This is a genomic window from Bacteroides sp. MSB163 (assembly GCF_036416795.1).
GTDB classification, from domain to species: domain Bacteria; phylum Bacteroidota; class Bacteroidia; order Bacteroidales; family Bacteroidaceae; genus Bacteroides; species Bacteroides maternus.
Genome location: NZ_CP143867.1, coordinates 5,425,810 through 5,451,624, shown reverse-complemented (window position 1 = coordinate 5,451,624; position 25,815 = coordinate 5,425,810). Strand labels below are relative to the sequence as shown.

Annotated in this window: 37 protein-coding genes, 1 tRNA gene and 1 pseudogene; 34 read left to right on the top strand and 5 right to left on the bottom strand. The window is 38.9% G+C overall.

Annotated features, from left to right (window positions below; genetic code table 11):
• From VYM24_RS21475 to VYM24_RS21465, 3 genes are all read left to right on the top strand, one after another.
• Positions 1–405, top strand: coding sequence for a hypothetical protein (locus tag VYM24_RS21475; RefSeq protein WP_330940900.1), 405 nt, complete (start codon positions 1–3; stop codon positions 403–405).
• 17 nt (positions 406–422) lie between these two features.
• The gene (locus VYM24_RS21470; protein ID WP_330940899.1) at positions 423–788 is read left to right on the top strand and encodes a DUF551 domain-containing protein; all 366 of its coding nucleotides are present in this window, start codon (positions 423–425) and stop codon (positions 786–788) included.
• A 708-nt stretch (positions 789–1,496) separates the two neighbouring features.
• Positions 1,497–1,934: a hypothetical protein gene (locus VYM24_RS21465; protein ID WP_330940898.1), complete on the top strand. Its 438-nt coding sequence runs from the start codon at positions 1,497–1,499 to the stop codon at positions 1,932–1,934.
• Positions 1,935–1,967: 33 nt separating this feature from the next.
• On the opposite strand, the gene VYM24_RS21460 is transcribed toward VYM24_RS21465, so the two are convergent.
• A complete protein-coding gene (locus VYM24_RS21460; RefSeq protein WP_330940897.1) occupies positions 1,968–2,438 on the bottom strand; it encodes a DUF2441 domain-containing protein in 471 nt (156 codons plus the stop codon).
• Between the two features lie 2 nt (positions 2,439–2,440).
• Complete coding sequence (locus tag VYM24_RS21455) at positions 2,441–2,695, bottom strand: helix-turn-helix domain-containing protein (protein ID WP_330940896.1); 255 nt, start codon at positions 2,693–2,695, stop codon at positions 2,441–2,443.
• 193 nt (positions 2,696–2,888) lie between these two features.
• Here VYM24_RS21455 and VYM24_RS21450 point away from each other — a divergent pair, with 193 nt between their 5' ends.
• From VYM24_RS21450 to VYM24_RS21390, 13 genes are all read left to right on the top strand, one after another.
• On the top strand, positions 2,889–3,137 hold the full coding sequence (locus VYM24_RS21450; RefSeq protein WP_195651742.1) for a hypothetical protein: 249 nt from the start codon (positions 2,889–2,891) through the stop codon (positions 3,135–3,137).
• A 42-nt stretch (positions 3,138–3,179) separates the two neighbouring features.
• On the top strand, positions 3,180–3,464 hold the full coding sequence (locus VYM24_RS21445) for a hypothetical protein (RefSeq protein ID WP_330940895.1): 285 nt from the start codon (positions 3,180–3,182) through the stop codon (positions 3,462–3,464).
• A 40-nt stretch (positions 3,465–3,504) separates the two neighbouring features.
• On the top strand, positions 3,505–3,702 hold the full coding sequence (locus tag VYM24_RS21440) for a hypothetical protein (protein WP_330940894.1): 198 nt from the start codon (positions 3,505–3,507) through the stop codon (positions 3,700–3,702).
• A gap of 12 nt (positions 3,703–3,714) precedes the next feature.
• Entirely contained in the window at positions 3,715–4,065 is a 351-nt protein-coding gene (locus tag VYM24_RS21435) for a hypothetical protein (protein ID WP_178499143.1), read from the top strand.
• Between the two features lie 289 nt (positions 4,066–4,354).
• Complete coding sequence (locus tag VYM24_RS21430) at positions 4,355–4,561, top strand: DUF3873 family protein (RefSeq protein WP_330940893.1); 207 nt, start codon at positions 4,355–4,357, stop codon at positions 4,559–4,561.
• A 71-nt stretch (positions 4,562–4,632) separates the two neighbouring features.
• Positions 4,633–4,705: transfer RNA gene (locus tag VYM24_RS21425), tRNA-Val, on the top strand.
• 32 nt (positions 4,706–4,737) lie between these two features.
• Positions 4,738–5,127, top strand: coding sequence for an ASCH domain-containing protein (locus tag VYM24_RS21420; protein WP_120028659.1), 390 nt, complete (start codon positions 4,738–4,740; stop codon positions 5,125–5,127).
• Between the two features lie 200 nt (positions 5,128–5,327).
• Positions 5,328–6,002: a phosphoadenosine phosphosulfate reductase domain-containing protein gene (locus VYM24_RS21415; protein ID WP_330940892.1), complete on the top strand. Its 675-nt coding sequence runs from the start codon at positions 5,328–5,330 to the stop codon at positions 6,000–6,002.
• A 260-nt stretch (positions 6,003–6,262) separates the two neighbouring features.
• Positions 6,263–7,003, top strand: a complete 741-nt coding sequence (locus VYM24_RS21410) for a ParB/RepB/Spo0J family partition protein (RefSeq protein ID WP_330940891.1) — start codon at positions 6,263–6,265, stop codon at positions 7,001–7,003.
• 43 nt (positions 7,004–7,046) lie between these two features.
• Complete coding sequence (locus VYM24_RS21405; RefSeq protein WP_330940890.1) at positions 7,047–7,379, top strand: hypothetical protein; 333 nt, start codon at positions 7,047–7,049, stop codon at positions 7,377–7,379.
• Between the two features lie 204 nt (positions 7,380–7,583).
• Positions 7,584–8,099, top strand: a complete 516-nt coding sequence (locus VYM24_RS21400) for a hypothetical protein (protein WP_330940889.1) — start codon at positions 7,584–7,586, stop codon at positions 8,097–8,099.
• Positions 8,096–9,364, top strand: coding sequence for a PBSX family phage terminase large subunit (locus VYM24_RS21395; protein ID WP_330940888.1), 1,269 nt, complete (start codon positions 8,096–8,098; stop codon positions 9,362–9,364). Before VYM24_RS21400 ends, VYM24_RS21395 begins: the two co-directional genes overlap by 4 nt.
• Positions 9,365–9,375: 11 nt before the next feature.
• Positions 9,376–10,875: a phage portal protein gene (locus tag VYM24_RS21390; RefSeq protein WP_330940887.1), complete on the top strand. Its 1,500-nt coding sequence runs from the start codon at positions 9,376–9,378 to the stop codon at positions 10,873–10,875.
• A gap of 2 nt (positions 10,876–10,877) precedes the next feature.
• Here VYM24_RS21390 and VYM24_RS21385 read toward each other — a convergent pair whose 3' ends face one another.
• The 3 genes from VYM24_RS21385 to VYM24_RS21375 all read right to left on the bottom strand — a co-directional run bounded on the left by VYM24_RS21385 (position 10,878) and on the right by VYM24_RS21375 (position 12,281).
• On the bottom strand, positions 10,878–11,420 hold the full coding sequence (locus VYM24_RS21385) for an NUMOD4 domain-containing protein (RefSeq protein ID WP_330940886.1): 543 nt from the start codon (positions 11,418–11,420) through the stop codon (positions 10,878–10,880).
• 73 nt (positions 11,421–11,493) lie between these two features.
• Entirely contained in the window at positions 11,494–11,988 is a 495-nt protein-coding gene (locus tag VYM24_RS21380; protein ID WP_330940885.1) for a hypothetical protein, read from the bottom strand.
• A complete protein-coding gene (locus tag VYM24_RS21375) occupies positions 11,952–12,281 on the bottom strand; it encodes an SH3 beta-barrel fold-containing protein (RefSeq protein WP_330940884.1) in 330 nt (109 codons plus the stop codon). Before VYM24_RS21375 ends, VYM24_RS21380 begins: the two co-directional genes overlap by 37 nt.
• Before the next feature lie 188 nt (positions 12,282–12,469).
• Between VYM24_RS21375 and VYM24_RS21370 the strand changes: the two genes are divergently transcribed.
• From VYM24_RS21370 to VYM24_RS21285, 18 genes and pseudogenes are all read left to right on the top strand, one after another.
• Positions 12,470–12,748, top strand: a complete 279-nt coding sequence (locus tag VYM24_RS21370) for a helix-turn-helix domain-containing protein (RefSeq protein WP_330940883.1) — start codon at positions 12,470–12,472, stop codon at positions 12,746–12,748.
• An 11-nt stretch (positions 12,749–12,759) separates the two neighbouring features.
• Positions 12,760–13,434, top strand: a complete 675-nt coding sequence (locus tag VYM24_RS21365) for a hypothetical protein (RefSeq protein ID WP_330940882.1) — start codon at positions 12,760–12,762, stop codon at positions 13,432–13,434.
• Positions 13,422–13,631 (top strand): annotated as a pseudogene (locus tag VYM24_RS21360) (phage portal protein); the annotation flags it as partial. The gene VYM24_RS21365 and the pseudogene VYM24_RS21360, both read left to right, overlap by 13 nt.
• 138 nt (positions 13,632–13,769) lie before the next feature.
• Positions 13,770–14,069: a type II toxin-antitoxin system HigB family toxin gene (locus VYM24_RS21355; RefSeq protein ID WP_330940881.1), complete on the top strand. Its 300-nt coding sequence runs from the start codon at positions 13,770–13,772 to the stop codon at positions 14,067–14,069.
• Positions 14,070–14,079: 10 nt separating this feature from the next.
• A complete protein-coding gene (locus tag VYM24_RS21350; RefSeq protein WP_330940880.1) occupies positions 14,080–14,442 on the top strand; it encodes a helix-turn-helix domain-containing protein in 363 nt (120 codons plus the stop codon).
• A gap of 78 nt (positions 14,443–14,520) precedes the next feature.
• Positions 14,521–15,246 carry a hypothetical protein gene (locus VYM24_RS21345; RefSeq protein WP_330940879.1) on the top strand — a complete coding sequence of 242 codons (726 nt, stop codon included), beginning with the start codon at positions 14,521–14,523 and terminating at the stop codon, positions 15,244–15,246.
• A gap of 271 nt (positions 15,247–15,517) precedes the next feature.
• Positions 15,518–16,165, top strand: coding sequence for a hypothetical protein (locus VYM24_RS21340; RefSeq protein WP_330940878.1), 648 nt, complete (start codon positions 15,518–15,520; stop codon positions 16,163–16,165).
• A gap of 2 nt (positions 16,166–16,167) precedes the next feature.
• Positions 16,168–16,764 carry a head fiber protein gene (locus VYM24_RS21335; RefSeq protein WP_330940877.1) on the top strand — a complete coding sequence of 199 codons (597 nt, stop codon included), beginning with the start codon at positions 16,168–16,170 and terminating at the stop codon, positions 16,762–16,764.
• An 11-nt stretch (positions 16,765–16,775) separates the two neighbouring features.
• Positions 16,776–17,897 (top strand): TrbJ/VirB5 family protein, encoded by a 1,122-nt coding sequence (locus VYM24_RS21330; protein ID WP_118403552.1) that lies wholly within the window; start codon positions 16,776–16,778, stop codon positions 17,895–17,897.
• Positions 17,898–17,907: 10 nt separating this feature from the next.
• Positions 17,908–18,258: a hypothetical protein gene (locus VYM24_RS21325; protein ID WP_330940876.1), complete on the top strand. Its 351-nt coding sequence runs from the start codon at positions 17,908–17,910 to the stop codon at positions 18,256–18,258.
• A gap of 56 nt (positions 18,259–18,314) precedes the next feature.
• Positions 18,315–18,674 carry a hypothetical protein gene (locus tag VYM24_RS21320; RefSeq protein WP_149920081.1) on the top strand — a complete coding sequence of 120 codons (360 nt, stop codon included), beginning with the start codon at positions 18,315–18,317 and terminating at the stop codon, positions 18,672–18,674.
• Position 18,675: 1 nt separating this feature from the next.
• A complete protein-coding gene (locus VYM24_RS21315) occupies positions 18,676–18,990 on the top strand; it encodes a DUF6706 family protein (RefSeq protein ID WP_330940875.1) in 315 nt (104 codons plus the stop codon).
• Positions 18,987–19,310 (top strand): hypothetical protein, encoded by a 324-nt coding sequence (locus tag VYM24_RS21310; RefSeq protein ID WP_330940874.1) that lies wholly within the window; start codon positions 18,987–18,989, stop codon positions 19,308–19,310. The genes VYM24_RS21315 and VYM24_RS21310 overlap by 4 nt, the downstream gene beginning before the upstream one ends.
• Positions 19,301–19,597 (top strand): hypothetical protein, encoded by a 297-nt coding sequence (locus VYM24_RS21305; protein WP_330940873.1) that lies wholly within the window; start codon positions 19,301–19,303, stop codon positions 19,595–19,597. Before VYM24_RS21310 ends, VYM24_RS21305 begins: the two co-directional genes overlap by 10 nt.
• Positions 19,594–19,986 carry a hypothetical protein gene (locus tag VYM24_RS21300; protein WP_330940872.1) on the top strand — a complete coding sequence of 131 codons (393 nt, stop codon included), beginning with the start codon at positions 19,594–19,596 and terminating at the stop codon, positions 19,984–19,986. Before VYM24_RS21305 ends, VYM24_RS21300 begins: the two co-directional genes overlap by 4 nt.
• 5 nt (positions 19,987–19,991) lie before the next feature.
• Positions 19,992–20,531 carry a hypothetical protein gene (locus tag VYM24_RS21295; RefSeq protein WP_330940871.1) on the top strand — a complete coding sequence of 180 codons (540 nt, stop codon included), beginning with the start codon at positions 19,992–19,994 and terminating at the stop codon, positions 20,529–20,531.
• Between the two features lie 62 nt (positions 20,532–20,593).
• The gene (locus VYM24_RS21290; RefSeq protein ID WP_330940870.1) at positions 20,594–20,980 is read left to right on the top strand and encodes a hypothetical protein; all 387 of its coding nucleotides are present in this window, start codon (positions 20,594–20,596) and stop codon (positions 20,978–20,980) included.
• Between the two features lie 206 nt (positions 20,981–21,186).
• On the top strand, positions 21,187–25,815 hold the full coding sequence (locus VYM24_RS21285) for a tape measure protein (RefSeq protein ID WP_330940869.1): 4,629 nt from the start codon (positions 21,187–21,189) through the stop codon (positions 25,813–25,815).

Sequence of the window (25,815 nt, the reverse complement as noted above, 5' to 3'; positions counted from 1 at the left end):
ATGAGTAAAATTGATAGATTAATTCAGCTCGTCTCTGATGCAGACGAAGCATATAAACAATCAGTCATTAATATCCTGAATGAAATAACTCCAGGGTTGGACATGGAATCTAGGCAGGAAATTGCTAAGAAGATCTGCTGGGACAAACACGGAAGTGGGAGCCCCGATGAGATCATATTAATGTATGATGGTAGAGCTTTCGACAATCCAGCTTTAGTAGATATTCTCACTGAACGAATCCAGAAAACAAGAAAAGAAAATAAGGACCTGGAGCCGGATATTGATAAACGATATTGGTGTGAAACATGTGGTTCTCATTCACATGAAACAAACCCCGATACTGGGTATTGCTTCAATTGCAATACTGATAATTGGGAACCGGAAAATTATAGAGATGTAATGTGATTAAAAACAAGAAAGATATGAGTGAATTAATAAAAGAAGCTATTAAAGAAATCAATCATAGCTATGCAACTATAGTTGATGGCGAGTTGGTTTATCAAAGGAGTGCAATGCTTAATATGTTTCGTAAAGGTGCAGAATGGCAATCCGGACAATCTCCGTGGATTAGCGTAAAAGAACGATTGCCGGATGATAACGAGAATATTATTATCATGTGCGAGCATGGAGCGATATTTAATGGTATATACTGCAATAATGTGTGGTTCTGCATGGATGGTTATATAAATGATTCGTTTAATGGTAATCCTATTTATTCATCTATGGTAAGTATTCCGCCATTATGGAAGCCTGTTGCATGGATGCCGATACCTGAGTTTAACGAATAATTAATAAAGAAAAGAGGTAAATTAATATCAATACCCAATATTTAAAAGTTACCTTTTTCGATTAGAGAACATACTATCTATCCAGCGCACTACGTATACAATAATAACACCGGCTACAACCATGGCAAAAATACGAGCTAACATAATCAATTGTATTAAAGGTAACTTCTTAAATAGTGCACAAAGATATGGAAAAAGACGAATATCTATAGTTGAGATTAATTTTTAAAGTGATACTAAACAAAAAAGGCTATCTATCCCAGACAGCCAATCTTTTGTTAACCTTAATCTAATACTATGAAAAACACATTGCAAAGGTACTGATTTACAGGAATTATGCAAATTATCAGCCTTTGTTCAGCCATCTTATAACATGGTTTAGCAAGTAAACGTATATGTTAACTGTTAACATTGTGAATGTATAAAATTAACTGATAAACAATGAAGATAGATAAAAATGTTTGGACTGATGCAAAATGCGCAGCCTTTAGGGTAGAGTTCCTTACCAATTGTGAGGAACTCTTTTTATATGCGAAAGCCATTTATTCCGCTATTATGTGGAGTAGGGAAGTGAATGAAAAGAATAGGGTTATTCTGAAAAAGAATAAATCTGTAAAATAAGAAAGGAGAACCAAGCGCACGACCACTCAATCCTCCCTCACACGATTATGATGCAAATATACTATTTACTTTTAAAATAATCGTGTTATGGAACTGGATTTTAACAAAATAATTCGTCTTAAAAAAATCAGAATTGAGAAATCAGAACTTTCAGAAGAAGAAAATACCTTAGCTTCACCGATTTTGAGGGATAAAAGCCTTATTAGGGATATCTATAAAATCTTCGTTGAGTTATTGAATAGCAGGAGTCTTCCCCCTTGTATTGATAGTGTAACACAACGGAAGAAGTTCATTTTCATTATCCTGTACCTGTTTTCTCCAAGTTCGCTTGCCGGTGGAAAAATGGCAGCAGGGTTACGTGAGGAGATGTCAAAGGTGCTTGGGGTTCAGTCCAAGAGTACAATTTCCGACAATTGCGCGGATGTCGTGTTTCTGTATCAGAATTATGGGGATTTTAGTGGGGATATAGAGTATCTTTACACCGAAATTCTAAATCGGTTAAGAATCAAAGGGCTAATCAATTAATGAGCCGGAGTTTAGTGCTCCGGCTTTTCTCTATCACATAGGGCTTCTAAAGTTATGTGTACAATCTTCAATTACATCATAGTCTCCAATGAATAATCCTTCTACAAGACAGTTATAATCGGAAGGAGAACAACCATTCCAATATTTTTGTGGATTTCTAATATCTTCATCGCTGAAAAGATATGAATCTGCCCAAAATATAAAACCTGAACATGAAAGTTTAAATATTTGATAGCCATACCTATGGTGTCTAATTAATTCTTTCAGCCATATTTCAACATCCTTCTCCAAACATACATAAAAACAATTCTTTCTACTTGGCAAATTGGAGTAGTTTTGTAATCTGCACTCTTCAAACTTTGATTCTATTTCCTGTTTTTCCTTTTTGCATTTAGAGTATGTTCTATTAATGCCTTTTGTATTGTATGATTGATTAACTTGCAGTCTGTAATCCTCATATATACATATGTGATAAAATATTGCATTGTTTACTGTTTGTATCATAATTATTCTCCTTTCTCTATTTTAATTTTCTTTCCGCAGTGAGGACAAGTGATAGTGTTATCGTTCTTTTCTTCTCCTATCAATTCTGCTATAGATACATTCAAAGCATCCGCAATCTTTATGATATTATCAAGAGATGGTGACGATTTCCCGGTCACAATATTGCTAACTGCAACCTTTGAAATACCAACTTTTTCTGCAAGCCAAGCAGAAGTGACGTTTCGCTCGCTCATTATTTCTTTTATTCTCAAATCCATAAACTAAACTTTATTTCAATTATTCCGCAAAGTAATACAAACTTTATCATATAACCTAATATTGATAAAGTTTGATTTATTAAATATTATTAATTGATAAAGAGAACTATATCGAAAGTGTTGTTTTTAATAAAGTTTTCTTTATCTTTGCATTATCAGAAACGAAGTTATAACAATTAAAAGATATATAATTATGACACAAGAAACATTTAAACTGATAGACGCAGTTCAGAGTGAAAGTATAGAAGGCCAATGGGGCGTAGTACAAAACGTCAATACACGTGATTATTTTGGCACTAATGAAAGTATAAAACTTGATGGGCAATACTTGTATGTGTATCAAAAGAGAGATGGGTACTTCTGTTTTATAAGCAAGTTTAAGCCTACCTATACGTTGACTGTAGCAGATGACGAAGACATCAATATCTACAAGATTGATTAAGTTTAACCGGCAGGGCGAAAGCCCTGCGTAATATAGAAGATTATGAACGAGAAAGAAACACAAGTAGTTTTTTGTCAAAGAGTAAACGGCATCTATATGAAGCTAACAGGCGACTATAATAAAGACGATCATTATTTTGATAGTTGTTCTTTTTATCCGGCTGGTACATTGGCGGACAGACAAGGACAAGAGATAATAACAGATAAGTATATTATAAGAGGTAGATATAATGATTTCGTCAAAGAGTTTGATCACAATCCTACCGACCGAGAGATAAACAACGCTTTAGTTTTTAGGTTTGGTCTCAATTCAAGTTTTTTAATGTAATTAATCCAGTAGCCTTCTGGATATCACAATATACACGATTATGAAAGCGGATTTAGTTTTAGTTATCAGCCCTGAAGCCCCATTGATGAAGCAACTGGGTAAAGTGTTGGGTAAGATGGTAACCCCTTATGACTTCTCTACTATAGAGAGATGCGAAAAATACATCACAATACAGCATGATGAAACTGGGCTTGTAGTGGCTTATACGAGTGAAGAAAGATTGAATGTGAAACATTAAATATCGATTATTATGGGTGAAATAGCAGATAGTTTAATTAGTGGTGAATTTGATTGCATCACAGGTGAATATTTAGGTGAAGAAGTTGGCTATCCAAGAACGCACGCTTATGACAGACATGAATACATGCCACCAGTTGAAAAGAAGCCTACCAGCAAGGCGAATGTCTGTATAACTAACATGTGTAAGGACAGAGGTTTCAGTAACCGTGAAAAGATTGAATTAGTAGCCAAATTCTTGTATAGCAAAGGTTACAAACAATTGCCTAACCTATCCCATCAGTATAAAATCATTCACAGCCAGTACAAGAATGATTTTAAAAGGTTTTTGGTAGAACAAGTAAAGCAAAGAAAGGATGAATAATATATTCACAATATGCTATTCAGAAGAAGAAGCAAATGAAATAGGCCACTTCATTTTGAGTAGAGGATACGAGGGTGTTCAAAATGATAGCTATAGATATTGTCGTGAAGCGATTTGGTGGGCTTTCAAAGAAGCTAAAAGGCATCATTCAAATTGCATCTACGTTGGCGTTGCAGGTTGCCAAATGACTGTATCAAAATCAAAGCGAGGTCTTAGACGAAATGGTCTTAAATACATAGAGAAAAGGCGAATGTTTTATAAATTACTAAGTAAGTATTGATAAATGATTATGAACTCAATAAACAAAAACGGTTGCAGTGTATGCCAGTCCGGTAAAGAGAATTACACTACCTACAACACCAAGTTGAGAGGTAAGAGAGTGAGAATGCACCAGTACGACTATCGTACTGAAAGTGGTGAGCTATTCTCTTGTTGTGCGCCTACCTTAGAGGCATGCAGAGAAAGACGTGATATTTGGCTTAGTTCACGACAATAAACCGATTGTCGTGTATAACGATTGAAGATATTTCGTTATCTTTGGTTGTGGTAGTACCTTTGAGGTACTATCGCGGGGTAGAGCAGTGGTCAGCTCGCTACTTTGACTTGGTAGAGGTCCGGGGTTCGAATCCCTGTCCCGCAACAATGATTATTAACTTTTAAATTTACACGATTATGAACATTTTGACGCTTAGTATTAAGCAAAAGTATTTTGATGAAATCTTGGCCGGTAAGAAAACTCACGAATACCGTGAAATCAGGCCTACCAACGCAAAGAAGTATATCACCTACCTTTGTGGTGGTAAAGAATATCCGGCTGATGCAGAATTACCTGAAGAAGGTGAAGTTGAGTTGAAGCCAATTCAGTATGATGCCATCAAACTTCTTACAGGTGCTTATACAGGCAAACGCCCTTATATCGTTGTTGAGGTAAAGGCGGCAGAAGCGGTTATCCTTACTGATGAAAACGGTAACGATATTATTTACGAGCATCAAGGTGAAGAGTATTTAGCTGCTCAAATTGATTACACGTTGGGCAAGATATTAGAGAAACATATAGATTAATTGTTTTATTAAAAATTGATTTGCTGAGTCAGAAGAAGGATTAACAAAGTAGCCGGCCCCCGTCGGAACATGAATGGTGCAGGTGCAGGCGGTAGATTAGTAGCCAATCGTAGAGGTACGGCAAGTGCCACGCAGTTAGGATCACGTAGACAGCGTTATAGTGATCTTCGTGTTTCATTTGGATTGTCGGGTGGTTAGCTATGAGCAAAGTAGAGCAAGCGAACCGGTATATAGACCTCATTCGAGTAAAATCGAGTGAGGCTTTACTGTTTTTGTCCCTGGGTAAAGATTCGCTTGTTCTGCTTGATTTAATTTATCCAAAGTTTGATCGAATAGTTTGTGTATTCATGTATTTCGTTAAGGGTTTAGAGCACATAAACCGCTGGATAAACTGGACTAAAGCCAAATATCCAAAGATTGAGTTTGTACAAGTGCCTCATTGGAATCTTACCTACATTCTTAGAGGTGGCATGTACTGCGTACCTAATCCGAAAGTAAAGTTGCTGAAACTTGCTGATGTGGTAAAAGCTATGCAGCTTGCTCATGGTGTTTATTACACATTCTTGGGTATGAAAAAGGCTGATGGAATGAATAGGCGTTTGATGCTGAAAGGCTATGAAGCAAACAGTTACGAGAATAACGGTATGGTTTATCCTTTGGCTGACTGGACACAGAAAGATATTCTCGCTTATATGCGGCAACATAATTTGCCTGAACCGATTAGATATTCGTTGAAAGCAAGTTCAGGAGTTGGCTTCAACCTCGATTGTATGCTTTGGATGGAGAAGAATTACCCACAGGACTTACAGAGAATTTATAGAGTGTTTCCAATGGCTGAAAGAGTGCTTTGGGAGTATCATAATCAACAAAAGTAATAAGGAGGATTGCTGAGTTAGAAGAACTAAGAGTTTAAGGGATTTGGATAATCAACGTAGAAGAATCTTTTCTACATATCTGATGAATTCGCAACAACGTTCAAGAATGGAACGTGCTTATGGGAATGTTTCAAATAGAATGGTTAATTATACACGCTCAAAAGGTTTAATGAATAGTGGTAGTATGAAATATTATGATCGTAAAGTGTCTGCGAGAATCCGTCAAGGAAGAGGTGCGCAAGGTTTAAGCAATGGATAATATGGAACTATCAAAATACATAAAAAGTGAATCGGTGGAACTTAACCGTTCTACCATCCATTTTGCGGATTATAATCCCCGGAAACTTTCGGATGAATCTCGCAAAACATTAAAGCGTGGTATCAAGAAGTTTGGGTTAGTCGGGGGAATAGTCGTAAACAAGCGTACGGGGCTGACCGTGGTTAGCGGACACCAACGTTTATCTGTCATGGATGAATTACAGAAGTTCCCCGATAACGACTACCGTATTCGTGTCGATGTCATTGATGTGAATGAAAAGCAGGAAAAGGAGTTGAACATTCTAATGAACAACCCGAATGCACAAGGTATATGGGATTTTGACGCACTTGCCCGCATAGTTCCTGATATTGACTGGAAAGATGCAGGTCTGACCGATGCAGACTTAAACATGATTGGTGTTGACTACCTTCTACAAACAGAAGAAGAAAACTCCATCGCAGACGCTCTGTCTAACATGATGGAACCAGTAATCGAACAGAAAGAAGCCGATAAGGCCGCTAAGCAGTTGGAACGTGCTGAGAAGGTTGCCCACATGAAGGAAGTTAAGCAGCAGGTAAAGGAGAATGCACAGAAGCAAGCCGAGAATATGGATGCCTATGTGATGTTATCCTTTGATGCCTATGCAGCTAAAGCCGCCTTCTGTGAACGATTCGGCTATGAAGCGGATGTGAAATTCATTAAGGGAGAAGTTTTTGATGAACAAGTAGAAAGAATAGATTAATTATTGGGAGGAAAGCTGAGTTAGAAAGAAGAAAGTATTATCAATGACCGAAGAAGAATATTTAGCTTCTAAAGGGTATGGTAGTTCCGGATTTGGTGATGTTGCTTTGGCTAAAGGAAATTATCGTAACCAAGCAGGTAGGGCTATTCTTCAAAGGCAAAATAGTAAAGATGCAGAATACTCTAATAAAAGAGCTTCTCTCCGTTCTGAATATAAAAGCAAGTTGGCTTCCGGTGAAATTAAGAAGCCCAGTAGAGTTGAACAACTTCTCAAAATAGCAAGAGGGAACTCCGACAATGAAGCTGTAAGAGCCGCAAGGAGAGCTTTAGAAAAACGTGGAGTTAATTGGAAATCAAACGGGTTAATTGTAGGATAAAAAAGAAAGTGAGGTATTGAGTCAGAAGAAGAACAAAGACAGTTCAGCAATTGGAATCGCAATATAATAGATTGCGAGACAGTGATTATATGTTGGGAAGAAACGCTTTGCGAAATGAATTAAGAGTGCGCAACGCTTTCATTAATACAAGAAGCAGATTGGAAAAGGCATCTGCAAGTAGAGGCTTAAGCAACGGATAAGACTATGAGCAAAAGTGAATCTCAAAACAGAAAAGGTAAAGGAGGAAGAAAGCCCAAGTTTGATTACACAAGCGAGGACTTTCTTTCTCTCGTAGAGTCGTATGCCAAGAAGGGATTCACAGATAAGGAAATTGCTCATGCCGTTGGGTTATGTCCTCAAACTTTTTGTGAGAAGAAAGGTGAGTACCCTGAATTGAACGAAGTATTATCGCGTGCGCGTTGCGCTATAAACGCTCTTGTACGTGCTAAGTTCCTTGCTATGGCTCTTGGTGGTATTAAGACTAAGAATACCACTATCAGAAAGATTAAAGACAGGGATGGTAATCTGACAGGTGAGGAAGAAATTCAAACCGTGGAAGGTGAGTTGGCTCCAAGCCTGCAAGCGCAGTCTGTTTGGCTATACCATTATGATGAAGATTGGAGAAAGGTTGAACGCAAGCAAGATGAAGATGCCGATATTCCAACAGACATAGAACACGGTATCAACATTGATTCTTGGATTAAAGACAAGCTGAAATGATAGTACCTCAAGAAATTTATCACCCTCTGTACACCGATAAGGAAAAATTCATAATTCTTATCACCGGTGGGCGTGGTTCGGGAAAATCTTTCAACGCTTCCACTTTCATTGAGCGGTTGACCTTTGAAATGACGGAAGCCCAGAAGATTGTTCATCAGATACTATACACCCGTTACACTATGGTTTCCGCTGGCATGTCTATTATTCCCGAAATGATGGAGAAGATAGACCTCGATGGAACTACTAAGTATTTCAAGACCACCAAGACGGATATAGTCAACAAGATGACCAAAAGCCGTATCATGTTCCGGGGTATTAAAACTTCTTCAGGTAATCAGACAGCGAAATTGAAATCTATTCAAGGTATTACCACTTTCGTCTGTGATGAAGCAGAGGAATGGACGAATGAAGAAGAGTTCGACAAGATAATGCTCTCCATTCGTAAGAAAGGTATTCAGAACCGGATTATCATTATCATGAACCCCTGCGATTCTAATCATTTCATATACAAGAAATACATTGAGAACACTCACAAGCTTGTAGAGATTGACGGCGTGCAGGTACAAATCTCCACGCACCCGAATGTACTTCATATCCATACTACCTATCTTGATAACTTGGAGAATCTTTCTCCAGAGTTTCTGAAGGAGGTTGAAGATATGAAGGTGAGCAATCCCGAAAAGTATGCTCATGTGGTTATCGGTCGCTGGGCTGACGTGGCGGAAGGTGCGGTGTTCAAGAAGTGGGGTATTGTGAAAGAGTTCCCACGGGAATGCAAAAAGGTAGGAATAGGGCAGGATTTCGGATTTACTAATGATCCTTCCGCTGCTGTAAGATGTGGCATCATTGATAACCGTTTGTATGTTGATGAACTTTTCTATGAAACGGATATGCTTTCGTCGGCTATTGCCAACAGGTTAAAGCCTTTCTCTATGAAAGTGTTTGCTGATTCACAAGATCCTCGATTAATTCAAGAGATAAAGAACAGAGGCGTGAATATCTATCCGGTAGATAAGTTTCCCGGCTCAATCAAAGCGGGTATTGATAAGATTAAAGACATGGAGTTCTTTGTAACAGAACGCTCTTACAATCTTATTACTGAACTTCGGAAATATGTTTGGGACAAAGATAAGGATGGAAACTACATCAATGAGCCAGTAGATGAATATAATCATTTGATGGATGCCATTAGATATTATGTATTGGGTTGTTTGCTTGGACGCATTTTGAAACCGAAAGATTTAACAGGAATATTCACACACTAAAAATGTAAGCTATGCCATTAAGTTTAGAAGAAATATTAGCGTTGCCCGATATCGGGCAGAAGATAAGCTATTTGAAGAAGGGTAGAAAGACCGAACTTCCTGACCGTTGTAAACTTTGGGACGATTGGAATCCAGAACGCCATGAAATCATGGTGGATAAAGAGAAGTACCCGGACAGAAAAGTTCTTGAAAAGGAAGCCGAGAAAGTTTTCAATGAGAAGACTGGCAAGACCTACGAAATCGAAGCACAATACAAGACCGAACCGGTAAACCGTATCTCTATTCCTTTGGAGCAGGACATCGTGAACATTCAAACGGCTTTTACTGTCGGCACCGAGCCGTCAATGGATTGCACTCCAACAGATGATGACGAAAAGAAACTGTTGGATGCTGTCAAAGCTGTATTTAAGTCCAACAAAATCAAATATCAGAACAAGAAGATTGTCCGTGCCTGGCTTTCCGAACAGGAAGTAGCCGAGTATTGGTATGTTACCGATGATGATTCGTTCTGGGCGAAGTTCTGGAAGAAAGTAAAGACTTCCTTCGGTGGAACGGTAAAGCCCACCAAGAAGCTGAAATCGGTTATCTGGTCGCCCTTCCGTGGGGATAAGCTCTATCCGTTCTTCAATGATGAAGGCAAAATGATTGCATTCTCCCGTGAGTACAAGAAGAAGCTCATGGATGATTCAGAGGTCACTTGCTTTATGACAATCACGGATAAGGCGGTTTATCAGTGGGATTTGGCTAAGGGATATGAAGAAAGAACGTCTTTCGCTCATGGATTCCCAAAATTGCCGGTTATCTATGCCTACCGGCCAGAGGAATACTGCAAGAAGATTAAGACCTTTCGTGTACGGCTTGAGAAGCTATTATCCAACTATGCCGATTGCATCGATTATCACTTTTTCCCTTTGCTGAAACTGATTGGCGATGTAGAAGGCTTCATGGGTAAGATTAAGGATAGGATGGTTAAACTCACAGGGGAAGGTGCAGATGCCCAATATCTGACGTGGAACCAAGCAAATGATACCGTAAAATTTGAGGTAGGAACCCTCTTTGAGAAAGCATATTCTATGACAAATACACCGCAAATCAGTTTTGAAAAGTTGAGCGGCGCTGGAAATGCCTTGTCGGGAGTGGCTTTCGATTACGTGTTTCTTTCAACACATTTGCAAGTTCAAAATCATGCCGAGGTGATAGGTGAATTTTTACAACGAAGAGTCAATTTCCTTGTTTCTGCTTTAGGCTCTATCAATCCATCTGAATTTAACAAAGCATCTGAAACGATAGATATTAGTACAGAGGTTGTTCCGTATCGCCTTGATAATTTAGAAGATAAAGTCAATGTAGCTGTAAAGGCTGTGTCAGGTGGTGTATGGTCGCAACGACATGGGGTAATGTTTGCTGGAAATATTGACCGCATCGAAGAAGAAATTGCAGAGATAAAAGAAGAACAAGAAGAAAGGATAAACGCTGAGATGCAGAAGCAAAGCATAAAGAAAGGGGAGTGAAATCACTCCTCTTTGTATCTCCATTGATAGCCCTTGTGCTTTTTAATTTTTCCACTACAGCACATTGAAATGCCCGAATGGTGCGCACCAGTTGCGCGTGTCGCTTCATTCAAACTATCAAATGAATTTATAATTTTGCCGTCTTTTAATTGTAAAACAGCTCGTGAATTATGGTGGTTTTTGCCAGTCTTTTGCTTTCTACCAAGAACCCTATATGCGTGTAGTAAGTTTTCACCATCAGTAACCCATTCAAGATTGGCAACGCAATTATTGGTTTTATCACCGTCTATGTGGTTTACTTGTGGTAGGTTTTGCGGATTAGGTATAAAAGCATTTGCGACCAAGCGATGAACTTTAAATATGCGCTTTCTGCACCATATATTCAAATACCCCTTTTTGCTTTTTATGGGTATTAAAATGCATCCATCTCTAAACCAAGATCCTTTACCGTTCCAGCATTTCTTTGGCAAGGATTTTACCCTACCTAAATTTGATACTTGATAATCGCCTTCGTACCCTTCAATGTCTTTCCAAATTTCGTCCATACTTATTTTATTTAAGAGTGAATAATAAAGGCAGCCTTTAAAGTCGTGCAAAGACTGCCTTTGGATAATCGTGTTATCTCATAAGATTTGATATTGAAATAAGCCTTTCAATTAGCGTATCTTCTGATTCTTTAGTCATGCCTGTAATCATATAGCGTTTACAAGCTCTGAATGTCATTACAAAAACATCACGTTCTATTGGTTTATACTTTGTCATGAAAGCGTCCATACGTGGCGTATTAAATTGCCATAGATATTTGTATTGTTCATCTGTCAAACAATGTGTATTTATCTTTAAGCCATTCATGTAGAACTTGTTTTTAAAACGCACCAATCCGTTTCGTACCGATAAATCAGAGTTGTTAAACCCTTTATTAAATATTATTGCAGAAGCTATTTTTACCAGCTCAAGAAATGCCACTTCTGTAAATGGCAGATACGGTTGCATCTTTTCAGATATACTTTTTAATTGGCGGTATTGCTTACCTGTTAAGCAGGTTATATAGTTGCCATAGGGGTCTTTTCTCATAATCAAGCTATCTTTATAAGGTTGCACTTCTTGAAACATCTATACTCTTCTTTTTCAGTGTCCCAGTACACTTGCAAATTATCATTCAGTTTTCTGCCTGTACCTTTTACCTCACCGATAAGATTCTCTTTGAGAGTGCCAAAGGCTTGACGTAGCGTGCCATCGGTCTTTTTGAAATAAAACTCTACTACCTTTACTTTCAAAGCCGCTTTCAGCTTCAAATTAGCCCAAGCGCATTTCAACGCTTCACTCATTGAATAACCGTTCTTGCGAACAAAAGACCATGCCATTTGCATAACCTCTTTCATCTGACTTCTAAATTTTGTGCTCATACTCTTATATTTTATGCATTATATAATATATTCTATTTTTATATGTGCAAATATAGACTATATTATATAATCGGCAATAACATTACTGTTAATAAAATATAATATGATATATTTTTATAGATTGAAATTAGATTATAATATATAATGTGTATATTTGTGTTTGAAATCAAACTTATAATATATTATATATGGATTTACGAGTGAAGGAAGTATGCAAAGAGAAAGGAGTAACTCTTGCAGAGGTAGCATCTAAAATAGGTGTGGCTCAAGCAAGCCTTTCTAAAATGTTGGGAGGTAACCCTACTATTGGTACATTGGAAAAGATTGCCGATGCTTTGGGTGTTCCAGTAACTGAACTATTTGAAAAGTCAAACACTGGAGATATAGTAGGCTTCGTAAAAGTAGGCGATACTGTGCATGAAGTAAAGTCTGTGGAGGATGTGAAGAATTTAGCAGGAAAATTGTAATTTATGGAAATATGGAAACACAAAAAATACATCCGGATAAGATAACGAAACCTATTCAATTATTGGCAGCTTGGTTGGTTGGACTTATTTTAGTAAATGGTTCTTTTTTAACTGCAGCAAGTCAATTAACTGCTCCATGCTGGCTTCCTCCTTTGTTAGTGATTGCTTCTATATTGAATGTACCATTATTCCTTGCGAGTTTATTTTTACTACAGACAAAATTTCGTCCTGAGATGCAAGAAGATACATTCTATTCAAAATATTTAGAAAAACGGTATCAATCAATTGACATTGATGATAGTCAATTAGTTCATAAAGAGGATTTAGAAAAGACTGCAAGGTTGATAGTAGAAGAAGTAAATAAAAATAAAGGAGCTGATGAGACAAAGATTGTAGAAACAATTTTGCAAGAAAAGAATATAGAGTATATTAAAGTTAATATACAAAACTCAAGAGCACTTTCACAATTATTTTTATATCCAGAGAAATGGAATGAACTAGTTGATAAATGGAAAAATGACAAAGCATTTAATAATGATATTTTAAGATTGCGTCTAAATGGTGCTATTGATGGAAAAGAAGATGATTTATATTCAATTACATTAACTGATATTGGACGAGACATAGCGACATCTCTAAAAAATGAAGGAATTTTATGGAATCAGAAACATAAGAGGGATATTTAGTAATTAACATGATTGATTCAGTAGATGACAAGGTTACTACGGCCGTCTCTGCCGTTGGTGGTGGCATCTGGTCAAGACGTGAAGGTATTATGTTTGCCGGGAACGCGGACCGCATAGATGAAGAGCTGAAGGAGATTGAAGAGGAGGAAATGAACCAAAAGGCGGGAAAAGAAAAGAATGTTCCTTCTGCCGCCTAAATGTTATGTTACCATCATAGAGAGCGGGGCTTTGGGTTCCGCTTTTTTGTTGCTTAAATTCTGTAATATAGAATATTTTATCTAGAGTAATTTTATAATTCAAAATAATATCGTATATTTGCATCAAATGAAAGAGATATGAGAATAGTATCGCATAAGAAGCTAAAAGATTTCTACGAGACGAAAGGTTATGAAGATTCACGCATTGCCTTAGAACGTTGGTATGATATAGCGGAAAAAGCTGAATGGAAGAATCTATCAGACATTAAAGTGGATTTTCTTTCAGTTGATTATGTAGGTAACCAACACTATGTATTCAATATCAGAGGCAACAACTATCGGTTGGTTGTCGTTGTTAAGTTTACAATTGGGTACGTCTTCATTCGCTGGGTTGGTACTCATAAAGATTATGATAAAATAGATTGTTCAACCATTTAAGATATAGGATATGAATAAAGTAACGAAAGAACAATATGAATTTGCTTTGGCGAGAGTGGAAGAACTTCTGCCATTGGTTGATGACAATACGCCTTCAAATGATAAGAATGCGGTGGAACTCACAGTTATGTCCGACATTGTGATAGCATACGAAAAAGAACATTATCCGATAGAAAAACCGACCGTTGCGGAATTAATAGAGCTATCCCTTGAAGAGAAAGGAATGAGCCAGAGGCAACTTGCCGGTGAAATAGGAATAAGTCCTTCACGAGTTAATGATTATCTTTCTGGACGTTCGGAACCTACTTTGAAGATTGCAAGGCTACTTTGCCGGGTGTTGAATATTCCTCCGGCTGCGATGTTGGGTTTCTGAATGTAAAAAAATGCAATCATTTTGAAATGTTATTCATAAAAGTCTAATAGTTAAAATATAATAAATACAAAAGACCGCATGAATGAAATATATCGTTTAAGACCTGTCATTGATAAAACAATTGAAGAATTGACTGAGCCTTATTTATGGTTTTCAAGACCTACAGAGTATAATGATATAGAAGATGCTAATGTAATTGCTTTTTCGAATCAGAATGCTACTGTAAAAGACCTTTTTGAACTAATTTTTGAAAATTCAGAGGATTTAGGGAAGGAGTTAAGTCGATTAGGGATGTGCTGTTTTACAAAATACTTGCCAAAAGCGACAGAGTGGGGTCGCTTCCCTAAAGGTCACAATTCTATTTTTATTGAATATGATAAAAAAATACTTGAAGAATATTTTTGTACAAAATATTATTTGGGTAATTGTTTCAAAGAAGTACAATATAAAGAGCATCCTATTATTTTGGAATCAAGTGATGAAAATGGATATGATGTTCTTTGGGAAGAGACTGAAAATGGTAAATTTTATAAATCACTAAGAGGTGATATTGCCCGTGACCCCAAATTAATGGATGAATTTATAATACGGTTTATAACAACCATACACATCCGCTATAGAAGACAACATGAAAAAAGAATTATACTTCCATATAGAGTTATACAGAATGCACCTCAAGATGTACTTGGATATAAAATAAAGATACCTAAAGAATCAATCAGGAAGATTTATTATAATCGGAATACTGATGAGAGTTTTGTTAGCACATTAAAAGAAATGGGCTTTTTAACGGTGAAGAAATAGTTTTGATTGAAACTCTTTTTACATTAACTTTATCAGGCGTGATTTCATTCGGTTTCACGCCTTTTTTTATACTTATTTCCCACAATCGCCTGATTGTGGTTTTCTACCACTCCAATTATTTCCCTTTCATCCATTTACTGACTACTTTATATACCGTATTTACGACAATGGATTGATTGTCGTGAATGGGAAGCCTAAATATTTATCAATCATCTGTATTGGTGGTATTTTTACTTCCGCAAATTGAATTTCAAATTTTAATTCATACGGTATGACAATTTTAGAACAAATTTTGGCAGGACTACACCAGAAATTCACTGGGGTGGACACTGCTATCTTAACCCGAATTGCCACTAAGAAGGCAGAGGGTGTAACGGACGAGACAAAGGTAAACTCCATCGTGGAGGGTATCAGTTTTTCGGACGTGCTTAATTCCTATGGTGATTTCCGTGCCGGGGATGCTTCAAAAACGGCAGTGACTAACTACGAGAAGAAGCATAACCTTAAAGATGGTAAGCCAGTCGAGACTACCACTACTACCACAACCACCAAAGCGGAAGACAAGCCGGATGATATGGCTACCATCATTGCCAATGCAGTGAGTGCAGCCGTTAAACCGCTTTCTGACAAGCTCGCTCAGTTTGAAACGGAAAAGTCGCAAGCAACCCGGCAGGAGCAGATTATGGCAAAGGCAAAGGAGTATGGTATTCCCGAAAACTACGCCAAGAGGTGCGCCATCAAAGACGATGAGGACTTGGATACTTATTTCAAGGACTTGAAACAGGAGTTCGCAAATGACGGCTTCAAAGGCGTAACCCCTCCCGAATCAGCGGAAGCGAAGATTGAGAAAGAAGCTGAATCTATCGCCAAGATGATTGACGAGGGAACGAATGCTATTGTTGAACAAAACAAGAATTAATTATGTCAGCAGGATTTAAGTATGACTTGGTTCCGCCTGTTGAGCAAGAGGAACGTTACGATGTCCAGACAGGCATCCGTAGACGTGGCCCGTTCAAGCTCGACACGCAGAACCTTGTAGTGGGAAGTTTTCTTCCTGGATTTACACCGATTTGTGCGGACTTGAAAAACAAGTTCGCTTATGCGGTAATCAATGTGGAAGTAGTGGAAGCATACGCAACCGGTGATACTGCATTGTCCATTAAGGTAGCCAAGAACTCTTTGGCATACACGGGTATGTTCATCGGAAGCGGTACGAAAGGTGCGGAAGTAACGGCTATTGACAAGACCAACAAAGTGTATGATGTATTGACTATCAAGGCTGCTTTTGGTGAGGACATAGCCAGAGGTGTGGTACTCTTTGAGGCGGTTGCGGTTGATGGTTTGAAGCAGAAGCACGTGGCAAATTCGGCTCTGTACAACCGGACAAAGGTTGAGGATGGAATCACACTGGTTTCATTGCTTCGTACAGCCGCAGAAATTGAGCCTTCAAAATTGGTTATGCCGTTCTCCGAGAACGATAAAGCCAACACGAAGGGATGGTTTGAATTTAACGAGTAAGGAGGCAGGATATGTTTTTAACGATTCAAACATTATTCGATGATGCGAACATTGTTTCCGCTATCATTAGACGTGTGAACCAGACACGTAAAGACACAATCTATTGGCAGCAGTATCTTACTTTCCGTAGAGTAACTACTCGTGTGTTCAAAGATTATATCGGCTCTGTAACTGGGGTAATGGCCGGTTCTATCAATTCACGTTTTGGAGAGAAACCTATTCGTGAACGTAGAAATATTGGCTCCGGCTATGGTGAGATTGCCTATTTGGGTGATGCTTATCAGATGTCTATTGACCGTCTTTCTGAATTGCAGGATTTAATTGACAAGTTCAATGTAGCTAAAACGGCAGATCAAAAGGCCGCAATGGAAGAGATTGTAAACTTCCTGGCAGATGATTACCGTCAGATTACCCTTGCTGCTCACAAACGCATGGATATTATTGTTGGTGCCTTGTTGATGCTTGGTGAAGCCACCGTTTATAACAAGGATGCTGCAATTACTTCCGGTCAGACCAATAATAAACTGTTGGAAATTACCCTTCCGTTCAACTTTATCAAGCCGATAAGTGGCGATGTGATTGTAGACGGAAAGAATATGTTTATCTCTTATTTGAGAGAGAAACTTCATTCTTTGGCTCCTGACTTTGGTGTTTATGCCAAGATGATTATGACACGTGCATCTTTCAATAAGCATGTTCTTGGTTCATCCGAGTTTGGAGAGCAATATAAGATGATTCTCGGTACTAACGAAATGAAATTGAGTACAGGCTTGGTTTCCTCTTCTTTGGCTTCCGAAGTGTTCACCGGTATCGGCCTGCCGCGTATTGAAATCAAGGAAGATTACGTGAAAGACCAAACGGGAAAGAATGTGCAGATTTACGCGGACAATCGTATTACCCTGCTACCCTCTGACCAAATCGGTTATATGCGCCACCATACCCCGTATGAAGCGGCTGACCCGGTACAGGGACGTACTTATATCCCGTCAGAAGGTCAGATGCTTATCTCCAACTATCGCGACAAAAACGGTCGCTATATGGAATATACGGCAGAGTGGATTCCGCAGATTTCCAATCCGGATTTGATTACCAATATCGACTTGAGCGAGATTGCATCAATCCAATCAGCATAAGGAGGTGACTATGAAAATAAGGGTTATATCTGTTTTTCGCGACAAGTTCACCGGTAAGTATTATACTCCTGGTAAAGTGATTGAAGTCAGCGAGGAATCGCGTGTAATGGACATGGAGAGCCGCAGGCTTGCCGAACGGGTTGAGGTGAAAACTCCCGAAGTGAAGGCTCCCGAAGAAAAGAAAGAGGTTAAAATCTCCCTTTTTGAAAAAGAGTTTGATAAAAAGGTTTTGGTTGATGCTTTAAAGTCTATCGGCGTGCAGGCTTCCGGTAACATGAAAGAAGAAACTCTTTTGGGTAAGGTTGCAGAATTTGATGAAGAATCAACTGCCAAGCTGAAAGAAGCATTAGGAATTGAGTAAGGATAGGGTAGTTTACTCTACCCTTCCGTTGTCTAATTTTATAAATCAGAAAAGAAATGAAGAATTTTATTTTTGCCATGTGTGGTTTTTTGATGATGTCTTTGGTTTCGTTGAGCGTGCAGGCATCAAGTGTGAAATCTCCTAAGTGTGAGTACGTGAATCCATCTGTTGATGTTGGTTTGCCAGACATTCAGTGTATCACTTTTGAAGCATCTCCTGTTGATTGTGTTGTGCTGACCGTTCCGCAGCCAATATTTATGGTTGTGGATAGTCCAGTGAAGCAACCAGTGATTATTACGGCAATGCAAAGGAAACAGATTTCGGTTCCTAAATGCCCGTTCCGGTACGTCTATAAGTCGAAGTATTGCACACATTATAGTCATACAGCATATAGTAAACTGATTACACCATATTAAGATGACGGTAAACGAATACATATCACAGAAGTTTCAGACTTTCGGCATTCAGTTGTCGGAAGCTGAACTTTTGGATATGTGTCTGAACTCGAAGATAAGCGGAGAGGATGAGATGAATGAGGATTGTTACGGCCGTGTCTCTGTAGCGATTGTGATGTTCATCCCTTCTTTATTACTTCGTGCCACTTCAATCAGTGAAAGCGGTTTTTCTATGTCTTGGAACATTCAAGGTATTAAGGATTACTATTCATGGCTGTGCAAGCAGTACGGATTGAAAGACGAGTTGAGCAACAAACCTAAATGCACTTTCTTATGATATTCGTCCCACACATATTACAAGTAAAGGTAATCACTCCAATGGATAAGGATGAGTTCGGAAGACCTATTCCCGGCACCGGTGGTGAATGCTGGCAGGATGTATGTAAGTGCCGTTGTGATGATAACACTACCAAAGAGTTTACGTCTGATAACGGTTCTGTGTATCGTCCTAACTACCGTGTGGTGTGCGAGAAGAGAATCACTGTCAAGGCAGGGGATGAGGTCCGTTGCATGGATGGCGATAATTTGAGAGGGCAAGGCGAGGTTTATACGGTGAAGAATACGAACTACTTTGGATATTCGGAACTATGGATGTAGGATTTGATTTTTCAGATGTCGATTCCTTTTTCGATGAAGGAGAATGGGAGGTTGAGAAGAAAATGATTGATGAGGGCGATGAAGCCGTTAAGTACGCGGAAGAGCATGGCAATTATCAAGACCACACGCTCACTTTGAGAACGTCCAATGATTACGATGTTGATGAAAGCGGTTTAACTCTGAAAAACGAAGCGGAATACGCTTCATTCGTGGAATCTAAGGGGTTTGATGTTTTGAGTGGTGCCGCTTTATATGCAGAGAAACGATTAAAAGAAGAATTTGAATGATAGTAACTACCGACATAGGAAACATTCTCTATCGGGATTGCAAGGCTTTCAGGATAGATATAGTACCAGTAGGGGAAACCCTGACGGGCGAATTGAAGTCTGAAAGAATTGTCATTCACACGAAGAAACAACAACCGGAAACATATTGGAAGAAGTCCTTTGCCGAGGTAAATATCTGTGTGCCTAATTTGAGTGAGAATGAAGCGAACTCTATTCGTCTGAATGAGCTTGAAAGGCAAGCCAACAAGCTATTCGACGATGTGGTAAGCTCCTATGACGACACAGCCTATCGTTACTCAATCGAATCAATCGGTACGGAAGCAGACACAGCTTTGAAGTGTCACTATGTGAATGTGAGAATTTTATTTGAAGTATTAAATGTAATTTGAAAAATATGAAACCATTTATTGGAATTAAAAAAATTTGGTACGGTCCGGTTATTACTGCTACCGTTACTCCTACAACTCTGAAAACATGGTTAGCAGCCGCCACAGAAGTAAAGAACTCTCATCAGGACACTTGGGGATATACAGAAGATGATCCCACAACGACTGATTATGTCAATGAGTTGACTGGAAAAGTCTACTATAAGGATGTTACAGCCAAGGGAGCAAAGACTATAGCGTTCACTATGGGCGAATATGCTTTTGAAGACAAGAAGGAATTACAGGGAGGTGAACTTGTAAAGGATGGACAAACTGTAGTAGGTTGGAAAGAGCCGGAAGTCGCTGAAGTAATCAACAAGGCTGTTGTCGGTATGACTAAGACAGGTAATTATATCGTGTTTACCAATGCAGCTGTAATCGGCAAGGGAAATTTTGTTGAGAAGAATATCGGGTTAGGGGTTTCAGCTATTGCGATGGAAAATTCTACAGTCGGAGTTGCTGGTGAGTACTGGTTTGATGGAGAAAAGGTAGATGTACCTGAGGCTTAACCTAGGTAAAGAGCAATATTTTTAGGATGGCGGTGGGTGATTGCTCACCGCCTTTTTAGTTTATGGAAAAGAACGCATCAAAAATAATAAATGCAGCCGTTTTAGGGAAAGACTTTGAAACGGTGTTTGTAAATGGTAATGTTTATGTGATTTATCCCCCTACGATTCATAAGATAGCAGGGGCGGGATATTATCTCTGTGACTTGAAAGAGGCTGTAACGGTCATGGATATGCTTCGTTCATTGAAAGATGTAGAAATGGCTTCTCGTGCGCTATCGTGGCTTATTCAGGGTGATGAGAACCTATGTGAGGAACTGTCGGCTGGAACATTTGATGAGGTCGTGGAAGCATTGGCGACCGGGCTTTCGATGGTTTCCGCTGAAAATTTTTACAAGCTGTCAGTTTTAGCCAAGAACGTAGCAACGCTGACAGCAAAGGAACGGTCGTAGGAAATAACTGCTTGCTTGGGCAGATTGCATCGTTCATGGAATCTCTGCATCTGTCTTATGATGAAGTGGTATATAAGATACCGTACAGGAATATGGTAATCATGCAAAAAGACAAACTTCATACTGTATATGGAGAGGTTATGGAAGAAGTGTCAGAAGAAGAGTTTTTTAAAACAAAAGGTAAGAACCCATTAAAATAATTATATATGGCAAAGCTCGTGTTTCGTGTGCAGGCCGATTATGAAGAGGTCGTTAAACTCCGCAATGAGATTGCAAAATTGAAGCAAGAACTAAAGAGTATGGATAGCACGCAGTCACCTGCTGCTTTCAAGGCTCTGAATACCCAGTTATCTGCATCCACACAGCGGATGGATGAATTGGTAAATGAAGCCGCCAAAGCCGGGGCGATGATGGAGGGCAGCTTCAAAAAGAAAATCTTCGATGCATCTCAATCAGTAAATGAGTTTACAGAAAAAATCATTGCTCAAAAGGCAGTGGTTAAGGATATTGAAGCGGATATAAAACGTTTGGGAGATGCTTATCGCATCGCCTTGAAACGTAACCCTACATCGGCAAACAGTAAGTTGGAAGAATATAATGCTGCCCGAAAGGTTTTAGATGAAGAAAAAGCTGCTCTTTTCGGATTGACTCAGCAGCAGGCGGAAGCCCGACTTTCTGTAAAAAGACTCCGTGATGAATATGCTCTATACAAGGATGATGCGAAAGAGGTAGTAGAAACTAACGAAGGCATCGCTATCTCTTGGAAGAAAGCATTGGCAGTTATTGGTGGTGCTGGCGTACTGAAAGCGTTAGGTTCTGAAATCATCCGTGTGCGTGGTGAGTTTCAAGCGGCCGATACTGCCATTCAAACGTTGTTAGGTAGCAAGGAGAAAGCCGATGCGCTCATGGCGCAAGTACGTGAATATGCGAAGATTTCACCGCTGGAATTTTCCGATGTTACTTCCGCTACACAGATGATGTTAGGGTTTAATATCGAAGCCGAAAGAGTGCCACGTTATTTACAAGCTATTGGTGATGTTTCTATGGGGAATACACAGAAATTCGACTCTCTTACTTTGGCTTTTTCCCAGATGTCAGCAGCAGGCAAGTTGATGGGGCAGGACTTGAACCAAATGATAAATGCCGGATTCAATCCACTTCAAATAATGTCTGAAAAGACAGGGAAGTCTATTGCCACACTCAAAGATGAGATGTCTAAGGGGGCTATTTCCGCAGAAATGGTACAACAGGCGTTTATTGACGCCACTTCCGCAGGCGGTCGGTTCTATAATATGTCCGAGAATGCTTCAAAGGAGATAAACGGTCAGCTATCTATGATGCAGGATGCTTTGGATTCTGTGTTTAACGAACTAGGGCAGAAGTCAGAAGGGGTAATTATGGATGGTATTCAAATGACTACTTCGCTGATTGAAAACTATGAGGCAGTCGGAAAGGTATTGGCCGGACTGGTGGTCACTTATGGAACATATCGCACTGCTGTGATGCTTACCACCATCGCCACAAGCAAACATACGATAGCCGAGGTAGCCCTTACTAATGCTCGTATATTGGCTCGAAAGGCGCAGTTAGCTTTAAACGCTGCTATGCTTACCAATCCTTATGTTTTATTAGCTACTGCGGTTGTAGGTCTTGGTGCGGCTATGTGGGCTTTCTACGATTCGGCAACAGAAGCAGAAAAGGCACAGAGAAGATTTAACGAACAGCAAGAAGAAGCTAAAAAACGAGAGGAAGAGCACAAGCAGAAGATTGATTCCCTCATACAAAGTTCTCGTGATATAGCATTGTCGGATTTACAAAGAGGTCAAAGTTTAGCGGAGTTAAGAAAAGAATACCCTAAGATATTTGCTCAATACGACATCGAAACCATTAAGTTAGCTGATATACTCAAACTAAAACAACAGATAGCGGAAGAGGATACGAAACGTGCCGGAGAAGAACAAACAAAGAGATTCACAGAGTTAAATAAGCAAATAGCGGCAGAAGAATTTAATATAACAATGAAGCAAGGAACACAAGCTGCACGTGAATCTAAGAAAAAACTTGAAAAATTATATGCAGACAGGGATGTCATGCTGCAAGAAAAAGGTAAAGGTATCTCAGAACAGTTCATATCCACTCTTAAAGATGTTGATATTAGTAAGTTTGACCGCTACATCTCTGATTTAGAAAAGCGTATCAAAGGTAAAGGGGAGAATGGGAAGATAAAGATTAAGTTGCCTATTGACACAAAAGGCTCTCTATCAGATGAAGCAATATATGACGTTAAGGATATAAAGACACTTATAGAAACTACGAAAGCTGCTAAAAAGACAAAAGAAGAAGCTGCAAAAGCTGAAAAGAAATCTTCCGCAGAATGGTTGGCAAGTTACAAAAAAGCGTATGAAGATGCTGATAAAGCATATAAGGACTTTTTGAGTTCCAAGACAGTAATGTCTGATGCTGATAGGGATAAAGAACTTAAAAAATTGAAAGGTTTGCGTGATTCGGCAGAAGCTACTTACAAAGCAAAGGGAGGTTCTGTGTCATCCGATAAAAAACAGGAGAATCAAGCCGAGAAACTTCGTAAGCAGACCGATAAATATAATGTCCTCCTTGATAAACAAGCATTGGAACAAAAACGTTTTGCCGAGGATTTACAAATAAAAGTTGATGAAGCCCGAATCAAGGCAATGGATGAAGGTGCTGCCAAGACCATTGCCGAAATGGAGCTCAACTTTGAAAAAGAGATGCAGGCTATCGACCGGCAGAAAGAGGATACTCTGCGGAAAAAGATTGAGGATGCCCGTGCTACATGGGAGACTAGCCCAGATAAAAAAAAGGGAGAGACTTTTAATGCAAGTGGGATTACATTATCTATTTCGGAAAACGATGTCTTCGATAATTTATATAAAAGTGGAATAGCTTCTTTCGAGAAGAATTTGAAAGAGTATCAAAATAAACAGGATAATGCTTGGAATGAGTATTATATCAAGTATGGAGAGTATCAGGAAAAACGCAAAGCTATCATGGATAAATATGATAAGCAGATTGCGGATGCAGAAGAGGGGAGTGTTGAAAAATCCACTTTTATTGCCCAGAGAAAAGAAGATCTTGATAGCCTGGATGATGAATTGATGAAAAACTCAGAATTATGGGGAAGATTTTTCACGGATTTCTCTAATCGTTCTTCATCGTCAATAAGGAATATAATAGAGGATATTCAAGAGCTTATTGATTATATGAATGGGATAGAGGGAACTAAAATTCCCGATTTGTTTAAGGATAATGAAAAGACTGTGAAAGCTATAAATGATGCTATGGCTAATCCTTCTTCCTTAAATAAATTTACATCAAGTCTTTCTTCTCAAATAGCCAAATTCAAAAAGATGCTTGATAAGTATAATCCATTCAAGATGATTCAGGATGGCTTTAAGAATAATGATTATGAAAGCACATCTAAAGGATTTGGTAGTATAGCATCTGCTGTAAAAGAGCTGGATGGTGTTCTTGGAGATTTGGGGGTTAAATCAGAAAGTACAGCTGGAAAGGTTACCTCTGTTTTAAGTAGTACAGCTTCTTATGCGGCAACTGGCGCATCTATTGGTGGACCTTGGGGAGCTGTTATTGGTGGAGCAATAGGCATGGCATCAGGATTAATCGGTGTCCTTGGTGCTGATTATTCTGCCTATAATAAAATGAAAGAAGAATATGGGGCACTTATTGATGTTTGGGACACGCTTATTAGTAAAAAGCAGAAATATATAGATATATCTTATGGCGATGAAGCGCGTAAGGCTGGGCAAGAAGTTCTGGACTTATTGAATAAGAAGGCTCAAAGCAGCGTTGCACTTGGGATAGAGAGACTTAATGCAGGGGCGAGTGCAGGTTCTCATTCCATTGGCGTTCGTCAGAGAAAAGGGATGTCAAGCCAGGGCTGGGATGAACTTCGTAAAGCGGCACAGTCTATTGGATTCAATTATAACTCGGTTGCTGACGGTCGTATGACTGGACTATTTTCTCTTACAGCGGAACAATTGGAACGTCTACAGGAAGAAGCACCTACGTTCTGGGCGAAGTTGGACGATGACGTACAAGGATATTTGCAAAACATTATTGACTGTTCTGATGAGATAGAGGATATGAAGACAAAACTTCAGGAAACAATGACCGGAGTTTCTTTCGATTCTTTCTATGACAGTTTTGTTTCAACCCTTTCCGATATGGGTAAGAGTAGTAAAGATATGGCCGATGATTTTGGAGAATACCTAAAGAACGCTATTTTAGAAAATCTTGTGGCAAATAAGTACCGTGCCAAAATCGAAGCTTTATATAATGATTGGGCTGCAAAATCAGATAGTGATGGAGACGGTGTTTTTGATTTAACTGCTAAAGAATCGGCAGAATTGAAAGATGCCCAAAAGGCGTTAGCTGAGCAAATTATAGCTGAACGTGATGCAATGGCTGATGCTTTTGGATGGAGTTCCCAAGAGTCTACTTCTCAATCTTCGACTTCCAGAGGATTTGGTACCGAAATGACACACGAGGACGCTGGAGAGCTAAGTGGTCGGTTTACAGCTTTACAGATTGCAGGTGAAGAGATAAAAACTCAGAATATCGCTCAAACTCAATCTCTTAATCTGTTAACTGCAAGAGCAGATGCTATCCTTTCCATGAATACAGAAACGAGGAACATCGCTGATGATACGAGGAATTTGATAGCACAATCCTATCTTGAATTGGTACAGATTTCGGAGAATACAGGTAATTCGGCTAAATACTTAAAAGATATCAAAGCAGATATAGCAGAAGTGAAGAAGAATACATCAAAATTATAA

Bases quoted from the DNA above. Each gene is read 5' to 3' on its own strand.
- VYM24_RS21475 (WP_330940900.1), top strand. From the start codon at position 1: ATGAGTAAAATTGATAGATTAATTCAGCTCGTCTCTGATGCAGACGAA.
- VYM24_RS21470 (WP_330940899.1), top strand. From the start codon at position 423: ATGAGTGAATTAATAAAAGAAGCTATTAAAGAAATCAATCATAGCTAT.
- VYM24_RS21465 (WP_330940898.1), top strand. From the start codon at position 1,497: ATGGAACTGGATTTTAACAAAATAATTCGTCTTAAAAAAATCAGAATT.
- VYM24_RS21460 (WP_330940897.1), bottom strand. From the start codon at position 2,438: ATGATACAAACAGTAAACAATGCAATATTTTATCACATATGTATATAT.
- VYM24_RS21455 (WP_330940896.1), bottom strand. From the start codon at position 2,695: ATGGATTTGAGAATAAAAGAAATAATGAGCGAGCGAAACGTCACTTCT.
- VYM24_RS21450 (WP_195651742.1), top strand. From the start codon at position 2,889: ATGACACAAGAAACATTTAAACTGATAGACGCAGTTCAGAGTGAAAGT.
- VYM24_RS21445 (WP_330940895.1), top strand. From the start codon at position 3,180: ATGAACGAGAAAGAAACACAAGTAGTTTTTTGTCAAAGAGTAAACGGC.
- VYM24_RS21440 (WP_330940894.1), top strand. From the start codon at position 3,505: ATGAAAGCGGATTTAGTTTTAGTTATCAGCCCTGAAGCCCCATTGATG.
- VYM24_RS21435 (WP_178499143.1), top strand. From the start codon at position 3,715: ATGGGTGAAATAGCAGATAGTTTAATTAGTGGTGAATTTGATTGCATC.
- VYM24_RS21430 (WP_330940893.1), top strand. From the start codon at position 4,355: ATGAACTCAATAAACAAAAACGGTTGCAGTGTATGCCAGTCCGGTAAA.
- VYM24_RS21420 (WP_120028659.1), top strand. From the start codon at position 4,738: ATGAACATTTTGACGCTTAGTATTAAGCAAAAGTATTTTGATGAAATC.
- VYM24_RS21415 (WP_330940892.1), top strand. From the start codon at position 5,328: ATGAGCAAAGTAGAGCAAGCGAACCGGTATATAGACCTCATTCGAGTA.
- VYM24_RS21410 (WP_330940891.1), top strand. From the start codon at position 6,263: ATGGAACTATCAAAATACATAAAAAGTGAATCGGTGGAACTTAACCGT.
- VYM24_RS21405 (WP_330940890.1), top strand. From the start codon at position 7,047: ATGACCGAAGAAGAATATTTAGCTTCTAAAGGGTATGGTAGTTCCGGA.
- VYM24_RS21400 (WP_330940889.1), top strand. From the start codon at position 7,584: ATGAGCAAAAGTGAATCTCAAAACAGAAAAGGTAAAGGAGGAAGAAAG.
- VYM24_RS21395 (WP_330940888.1), top strand. From the start codon at position 8,096: ATGATAGTACCTCAAGAAATTTATCACCCTCTGTACACCGATAAGGAA.
- VYM24_RS21390 (WP_330940887.1), top strand. From the start codon at position 9,376: ATGCCATTAAGTTTAGAAGAAATATTAGCGTTGCCCGATATCGGGCAG.
- VYM24_RS21385 (WP_330940886.1), bottom strand. From the start codon at position 11,420: ATGGACGAAATTTGGAAAGACATTGAAGGGTACGAAGGCGATTATCAA.
- VYM24_RS21380 (WP_330940885.1), bottom strand. From the start codon at position 11,988: ATGTTTCAAGAAGTGCAACCTTATAAAGATAGCTTGATTATGAGAAAA.
- VYM24_RS21375 (WP_330940884.1), bottom strand. From the start codon at position 12,281: ATGAGCACAAAATTTAGAAGTCAGATGAAAGAGGTTATGCAAATGGCA.
- VYM24_RS21370 (WP_330940883.1), top strand. From the start codon at position 12,470: ATGGATTTACGAGTGAAGGAAGTATGCAAAGAGAAAGGAGTAACTCTT.
- VYM24_RS21365 (WP_330940882.1), top strand. From the start codon at position 12,760: ATGGAAACACAAAAAATACATCCGGATAAGATAACGAAACCTATTCAA.
- VYM24_RS21355 (WP_330940881.1), top strand. From the start codon at position 13,770: ATGAGAATAGTATCGCATAAGAAGCTAAAAGATTTCTACGAGACGAAA.
- VYM24_RS21350 (WP_330940880.1), top strand. From the start codon at position 14,080: ATGAATAAAGTAACGAAAGAACAATATGAATTTGCTTTGGCGAGAGTG.
- VYM24_RS21345 (WP_330940879.1), top strand. From the start codon at position 14,521: ATGAATGAAATATATCGTTTAAGACCTGTCATTGATAAAACAATTGAA.
- VYM24_RS21340 (WP_330940878.1), top strand. From the start codon at position 15,518: ATGACAATTTTAGAACAAATTTTGGCAGGACTACACCAGAAATTCACT.
- VYM24_RS21335 (WP_330940877.1), top strand. From the start codon at position 16,168: ATGTCAGCAGGATTTAAGTATGACTTGGTTCCGCCTGTTGAGCAAGAG.
- VYM24_RS21330 (WP_118403552.1), top strand. From the start codon at position 16,776: ATGTTTTTAACGATTCAAACATTATTCGATGATGCGAACATTGTTTCC.
- VYM24_RS21325 (WP_330940876.1), top strand. From the start codon at position 17,908: ATGAAAATAAGGGTTATATCTGTTTTTCGCGACAAGTTCACCGGTAAG.
- VYM24_RS21320 (WP_149920081.1), top strand. From the start codon at position 18,315: ATGAAGAATTTTATTTTTGCCATGTGTGGTTTTTTGATGATGTCTTTG.
- VYM24_RS21315 (WP_330940875.1), top strand. From the start codon at position 18,676: ATGACGGTAAACGAATACATATCACAGAAGTTTCAGACTTTCGGCATT.
- VYM24_RS21310 (WP_330940874.1), top strand. From the start codon at position 18,987: ATGATATTCGTCCCACACATATTACAAGTAAAGGTAATCACTCCAATG.
- VYM24_RS21305 (WP_330940873.1), top strand. From the start codon at position 19,301: ATGGATGTAGGATTTGATTTTTCAGATGTCGATTCCTTTTTCGATGAA.
- VYM24_RS21300 (WP_330940872.1), top strand. From the start codon at position 19,594: ATGATAGTAACTACCGACATAGGAAACATTCTCTATCGGGATTGCAAG.
- VYM24_RS21295 (WP_330940871.1), top strand. From the start codon at position 19,992: ATGAAACCATTTATTGGAATTAAAAAAATTTGGTACGGTCCGGTTATT.
- VYM24_RS21290 (WP_330940870.1), top strand. From the start codon at position 20,594: ATGGAAAAGAACGCATCAAAAATAATAAATGCAGCCGTTTTAGGGAAA.
- VYM24_RS21285 (WP_330940869.1), top strand. From the start codon at position 21,187: ATGGCAAAGCTCGTGTTTCGTGTGCAGGCCGATTATGAAGAGGTCGTT.